This is a genomic window from Providencia sp. UF-183, from assembly GCF_058246155.1.
This window is the reverse complement of sequence record NZ_JBSICD010000044.1, coordinates 1-6,052: the sequence shown is the minus strand read 5'-3', so window position 1 is coordinate 6,052 and position 6,052 is coordinate 1. Positions and strand designations below refer to the sequence as shown.

General features: G+C 40.2%; 7 protein-coding genes and 2 pseudogenes. 3 read left to right on the top strand and 6 right to left on the bottom strand.

Features of this window, described 5'->3' with window-relative positions:
• Positions 1–198 precede the first annotated feature (198 nt).
• Positions 199–381: a SymE family type I addiction module toxin gene (locus AC4IFT_RS22070; RefSeq protein ID WP_490752854.1), complete on the top strand. Its 183-nt coding sequence runs from the start codon at positions 199–201 to the stop codon at positions 379–381.
• A gap of 50 nt (positions 382–431) precedes the next feature.
• On the opposite strand, the gene AC4IFT_RS22065 is transcribed toward AC4IFT_RS22070, so the two are convergent.
• Entirely contained in the window at positions 432–1,154 is a 723-nt protein-coding gene (locus AC4IFT_RS22065) for a hypothetical protein (RefSeq protein WP_490752852.1), read from the bottom strand.
• Positions 1,141–1,386, bottom strand: a complete 246-nt coding sequence (locus tag AC4IFT_RS22060; protein ID WP_490752850.1) for a hypothetical protein — start codon at positions 1,384–1,386, stop codon at positions 1,141–1,143. The genes AC4IFT_RS22065 and AC4IFT_RS22060 overlap by 14 nt, the downstream gene beginning before the upstream one ends.
• 274 nt (positions 1,387–1,660) lie before the next feature.
• On the opposite strand from AC4IFT_RS22060, the gene AC4IFT_RS22055 reads away from it, so the two are divergent.
• The gene (locus tag AC4IFT_RS22055) at positions 1,661–1,855 is read left to right on the top strand and encodes a SymE family type I addiction module toxin (RefSeq protein ID WP_490752849.1); all 195 of its coding nucleotides are present in this window, start codon (positions 1,661–1,663) and stop codon (positions 1,853–1,855) included.
• A 43-nt stretch (positions 1,856–1,898) separates the two neighbouring features.
• Here the strand turns inward: AC4IFT_RS22055 and AC4IFT_RS22050 are convergent, their stop codons facing one another.
• Entirely contained in the window at positions 1,899–2,228 is a 330-nt protein-coding gene (locus AC4IFT_RS22050) for an immunity protein YezG family protein (RefSeq protein ID WP_490752848.1), read from the bottom strand.
• A 2-nt stretch (positions 2,229–2,230) separates the two neighbouring features.
• Positions 2,231–3,991, bottom strand: a pseudogene (locus tag AC4IFT_RS22045) (DNA/RNA non-specific endonuclease); the annotation flags it as partial.
• A 185-nt stretch (positions 3,992–4,176) separates the two neighbouring features.
• Between AC4IFT_RS22045 and AC4IFT_RS22040 the strand changes: the two are divergent.
• Positions 4,177–4,335: pseudogene (locus AC4IFT_RS22040) on the top strand (SymE family type I addiction module toxin); the annotation flags it as partial.
• Positions 4,336–4,377: 42 nt separating this feature from the next.
• Here AC4IFT_RS22040 and AC4IFT_RS22035 read toward each other — a convergent pair.
• Together AC4IFT_RS22035 and AC4IFT_RS22030 are read right to left on the bottom strand one after the other, a co-directional pair.
• Entirely contained in the window at positions 4,378–4,764 is a 387-nt protein-coding gene (locus AC4IFT_RS22035; RefSeq protein ID WP_490731921.1) for a DUF6896 domain-containing protein, read from the bottom strand.
• A gap of 1 nt (position 4,765) precedes the next feature.
• Positions 4,766–6,052 (bottom strand): VENN motif pre-toxin domain-containing protein (locus tag AC4IFT_RS22030; protein ID WP_490752846.1); only part of this gene is annotated, 1,287 nt, incomplete at its 5' end.

The window sequence follows — 6,052 nt, the reverse complement described above, 5'->3', positions numbered from 1 at the left end:
ATAATCACTGTGCATCTCGGTTTTATTCACATTCACCGATGCCGTGGTATTCAACCCTGTGCCAATACTCCCCGACAAGCTACCGCCTTTTTGCTTCGAATCGTATTTGTCGGTGGTTTGTTCCGTGTGTTTGAGTAAAAAAAGAAAGGAAAATAACAAGATAGGCTTGGAATATTTGGATAGGTGACTAAATAAGACGTGGTCAAAACCAGACAATATACAGTGGGTTACTTGCCGAACAGAGGTAAACCCACCCCCAGCCCACAACTCACCCTGAGCGGTAAGTGGCTGAATGAGTTGGGATTTGAGGTAGGCACTCAATACACTCTCACTCGCCAAGCCGGACAGTTGATTATCAGGTTGGCTGAGGGGGAACGCTAAAAAATATTTTTGACTAAAGTAATGCTTTTTTATTATCTACTTGATAGCATTCAATTTTTAGGAATGTAGTTTTTAATTGCAAAACTCCCATACTCTGTATCATCAAAATATTTAATAAAATCATCAAAGTTTAATAAGCTAGACTTTATCCCATTAAATTTACTTTTATCCATCCATCGTTTTTTCGTTTCTACGAATAAATCAAGCGCATTATTAAATGCATTTACACTTGTAGAGTCAATAAAACATTTGTAATTCATTGATTCAATCAATATATCTGACTCATCAAATTCAATTTTTATAGAACCATTAAAAATTAACATTATATTTACCATCGAATCCACATAGTCAGAGCTATAGCCTACAAGCCATATACATTTATCACCGATAGAAAACTCACTATCCTCCGAATGATAATGATTTTTTACTCCCGATTTAATCTGAATATAAGTACATTTTATACCACTGATATGCAGTGTTGCTTTCTTTAACATTAATGTAAGCATTTCTAATTCTTCGTTTCCTATGCTTTTTAAAGCTTTTGCAACAATACTATCGCTATTATTATTTATTATCGGGTTATACCATTCTTCTTCATCAAGATTAACTATTATGTTACTCAATGATATTGAAGAATAAATAGAATTATTACTAAGATCTGAAATCGAAAAATATGATTTCAGATCTATATTATTATCTAAACAAATCATTTTCAGATAACTACAAGTTATGTCTATATCATATTTCATTATCACCCGATCACTCTCTTTCAAATTTATATTCTTTAACAGTTGGGTTATTTATAGGCTTACCATTTGAATTTTTAAAGCCTTCACTTGAAATTACTTTCACTTCTACTAATTTAAACCCATTTTTCTTAGCTTCTTTTTCAATGTTTTTCATAGCAGGATTATTCCAAGACCCCGTAACTACCATAGTTCCATCTTTATCCAATACTCTCAATACTTCATTATTAAACGGTTTAAATCCGTATGGGTTTTCCATGACAATCACTTTTTGGGAACCTGTCGCAATATTTGATAAATCATTAGCATTACCTGCATGAACGCCTACCCGTTTGTTTATCCACCGATTGATAATCACTGTGCATCTCGGTTTTATTCACATTCACCGATGCCGTGGTATTCAACCCTGTGCCAATACTCCCCGACAAGCTACCGCCTTTTTGCTTCGAATCGTATTTGTCGGTGGTTTGTTCGGTGTGTTTGAGTAAAAAAAGGAAGGAAAATAACAAGATAGGATTGGAATATTTGGATAGGTGACTAAAGAAGACGAGGTCAAAAGCAGACGATATTCAGTGGGTTACTTGCCGAACCGAGGTAAACCCAACCCTAGCCCACAACTCACCCTCAGCGGTAAGTGGTTGAAGGTGTTGGGATTTGAGGTGGGTAGCCACTTTACCCTCACTCGCCAAGCCGGACAGTTGATTATCCGGTTGGCTGAGGGGGAGTGAGGTAGATAAAAGATCCCAGTGTCGTGTGCTGGGATCTTTTCCTTTAGTCTTCGTACTTAAAATCTATATTAATTTTCATTGTTTCTAAGTCTAAAGTGATTTCACATCCATGCCAAAATGAACTTTCTTCCGATTTTATATTATCAATATAAAAACTTCTCAAATCTTCTAATGTATCAGTCAAATCACTTATAGCTTTACCATCAGGGTCGTACCAATTTAATTCATTATTTTTATCTAGATAATCAAACTCATAAGTACAACCATCTCGTTCGCAAAAAAGTTCAGCTCTGACGATGATTTTTTTAGCATCAGATGGGGCGGAATCAACAAGTAACTGTCCAATTTTTTGATATATAACTTGGTCGTTCATGTCTATCTCCCACCTTGAGCATTCGTAAAGTTCTTGATCACTGGTCTTTCACCTTCAATTGTATATCTTACATTGAATTTTACTGGTCGTTCGCTATTTCCTGAATATATAGGTTCAATCTTAACATCAACTTGCTTGTTCTCTTTCAAAGCTTTTGCCCATAAGTTCTCCATTTTTTTCCATTCAACTCTATTCAAATTAGAATTCATTGGAACAATGTTAATTTTTTCTCCTGGTCCATTAAATCGAATACCAATTAAATGTCCACCTTCATCACCCGCAACACCGCACTTTCCAGCTTTACATTGCTGATAGCTATTCCTATCATTTTTATTTAATGAAAGTTTTGCTTCTACACTTTGTACTCGCCCTTGAGAATCTGTTTTATAAGTGTTGTTCCCATCGACTTTATAAACTGTACTTGGCTCAGGTTTATTCAGCTGCTTATTCCAATCACCTTTACCACCAGACTTGATATCAACAACTTTATGCTCTGTTGATGATGGATTTTTTTGAGAACTATTACTTTGTTCTTTTTCTTTATTCCCTTTGTCACCTTTACCTTTGATCCCTAAAGCTGACACACCGCCTGAGCCTGATACAGGTCCTCGGATACCCGTACTATCTAGAATTTCCTTACCTTGTAGTGCAACACGAACTGATGTAGGGAGTGATTGATAAATTGCATGAGCACTTTCGGCATTCTCTGCATTCACAAACGCATTGAATTTCGCCTGTTCTTCAGGACTTAACTTAGAGGCTAAAGCCGCTAATTTGGAGTTAGATTGCTCACTCCCTGTGTTCATCATTTCCCAAGCAGCAATCGAGCAATACACATTATCGCTACATTCTTTTGCTACCGCTTCTTCTCTTTGCTTCTCACTCAACGCACCATATTTTTCATAAATAGGTTGAGTGTCTTTGCCCTCTTTCTCTGCGATCTCCAGTTCTTTCTGCATGTTGAGAACATCTTTATTTGATAGATAGTTATTCTCAACTGTGGTCTTCCCGGCCTCTGCGGCATTTGCTGCACTGGACGTATCGCCGCCGACTAATCCACCCGCGATACCCGCGGCCAGACTCGCAAACGCACTTACCGTCGATTTTTCATCTTCCGTTAGTTCACTTGGCTTTTTCTTATACAGCTCTTGCGACAGCATTCCCACCGCTTCTGCCGTCATCGCACCTAACGATTGCGCGCCTGCATTTTCACCTTTTGCCAGTGCTAATGCAACATTCGCAATACCGTGCGCTGCTATGCGACCTGCTTGGTTATCCTCACCAATATTATTTGCGATTGCATTCGCGATATACGGCGCACTCGCATTCGCCACCGCTTTATTTACATCGCCATTCACCAACCCTTGGATTAACGCCGTGCCCGACTCCACTATTCGGCGCTTGTCACCACCCACCCCCCAACCGGATTCATTCACTTTCGCCTGAATAACTTGCTCGTGAATATAGTTATCAATTGCCTCATCGCTGACCACTTTCCCTTGTACTTCAAGCGCTTTTTTCGCAGCCTCACGCTCTTGCTGTGTCGGGATGTTCTTGCTCTCGTTCGCCTCCTTCGTGGCTTTTATGGTCGCATCCGTCACCGCAATATCTGTAATCTGCTTACCTAACTCGCCGACTAGCTGCGTTTTCTCTATCCGCTTCTGCTCTTTCTCTTTGTCAAAAATCGTGTTCAGTTTCTCGTGGGCATTGACATCTTGTTTCTGATTATCCTTATCGCGGATAACAATCTCACCTTCCGACACCGCCGCATGCGTGGTATTTAACCCTGTGCCAATACTCCCCGACAGGCTACCGCCTTTTTGCTTCGAATCGTATTTGTCGGTGGTTTGTTCGGTGTGTTTGAGTAAAAAAAAAAGAAAAATAACAAGATAGGATTGGAATATTTGGATAGGTGACTAAATAAGAAGTAACAAAAACCAGAAAGTATACAGTGGGTTACTTAACGAATAGAGGTAAACCCAACCCTAGTCCACAACTGACACTCAGCGGTAAGTGGCTGAATGAGTTGGGATTTGAGGTGGGAACCCACTTTTCCCTCACACGCCAAGCCGGACAGTTGATTATCCGGTTGGCTGAGGGGGAGTAAGATGACTAAGGAGATCCCAGTGTGGGGCTGGGATCTTATATACTAGCTTGCAAATGTATAAAATTTATCAGAAATAAGTAATAAACCTGACCTAACCATATCATCTAATAGACACTTCAATTCAGCATCATTGTCTAATTGAAAATACTGACTTAAACGCCATAAATCAAACATATCAGGTTCGGTAATGTTGCAATGAATATCTACTACCTTTGCACTGGATGAATCACCTTGATAAAATTTGATTCCTTTCCCATGTTTTGAAAAGTTCCAAACATTATCATCAACTCGGATAGTTCCATGTTTAGGGAAATCCAATAAAAATTGATAATCCTTTACGTTAGGATACTGTTCCATAAACGATGTGACTAATTTCTTTTGGATAACAACAAAATTTCTCAATGTTGCATCACTTATTGGGATTAGCATGCTATCTCCTAGCTCTTGCTTCTGCTGCTTCACGTAATAATTGATCGCCTTGCTCTTTTGTTACTGTATTAATTCTAACAGGAATATCTTTAATGCCAGCCTTTCTTGCCGCTTCAGCTCGATGGTGACCGTCAATAATAATCATTTTTCCATTAACAACAGCAACATCAATTGGTTCATCTTTGTTGAAACCATTAACTTTCATATCTTTCACTAAGCGTTTAACTTGCGAGCCTGACATTTCAGTATTATCTTGCCTCCCAATTAAAGTGCTAGGCGAAACATTTTTATACTGTTGTTGGTTTGGCTGGTTAGTTTGTGGATCTTTGTTTGTATTCTTACTTCCACCTTTGCCACTCCCAATACCAGAGCCAATCCCTGCTGCTGCCATCGCTAAATCACGTTCTTTTGTGGTTTCTTCTGAGCCACCTAACTGTTCAGCACGATAGATTGCTAAATTACGAGAGCCTTCTAGGTTCGGTAATGTGCCTCTAATCTCAGCCCATTCCTTCTGCTCAGCGTCAGTGAGGGCTCCAATACCACCATTATTATGTGCTTTATCTTGTAGCTCTTTCGCTCTTTCTGAGTAGATTTTTTGCCACTCTTTGAGTTCTTTTGCGACAGCAACACATTGGTCAGGGCTATCACAGGTGTTTATTTGCTCCTGAACTTTATCGTATTCCTTTCGATAAGTGTCTCTAACCTCAGCACGGCAACTACTATCACCGTTACATTTTGCAAATTCTTCACTTCTGGCTTTCGTCTTTTCAGGGCTTAAATGGTTATTCTCAACTGTGGTCTTCCCGGCCTCTGCGGCATTTGCTGCACTGGACGTATCGCCGCCGACTAATCCACCCGCGATACCCGCGGCCAGACTCGCAAACGCACTTACCGTCGATTTTTCATCTTCCGTTAGTTCACTTGGCTTTTTCTTATACAGCTCTTGCGACAGCATTCCCACCGCTTCTGCCGTCATCGCACCTAACGATTGCGCGCCTGCATTTTCACCTTTTGCCAGTGCTAATGCAACATTCGCAATACCGTGTGCCGCTATACGACCCTCTTTATTTTCAGCTGGGATATGTTGCGCTATTTGATTCGCAATATACGGTGCACTCGCATTCGCCACCGCTTTATTTACATCGCCATTCACCAACCCTTGGATTAACGCCGTGCCCGACTCCACTATTCGGCGCTTGTCACCACCCACCCCCCAACCGGATTCATTCACTTTCGCCTGAATAACTTGCTCGTGAATATAGTTATCAATTGCCTCATCGCTGACCAC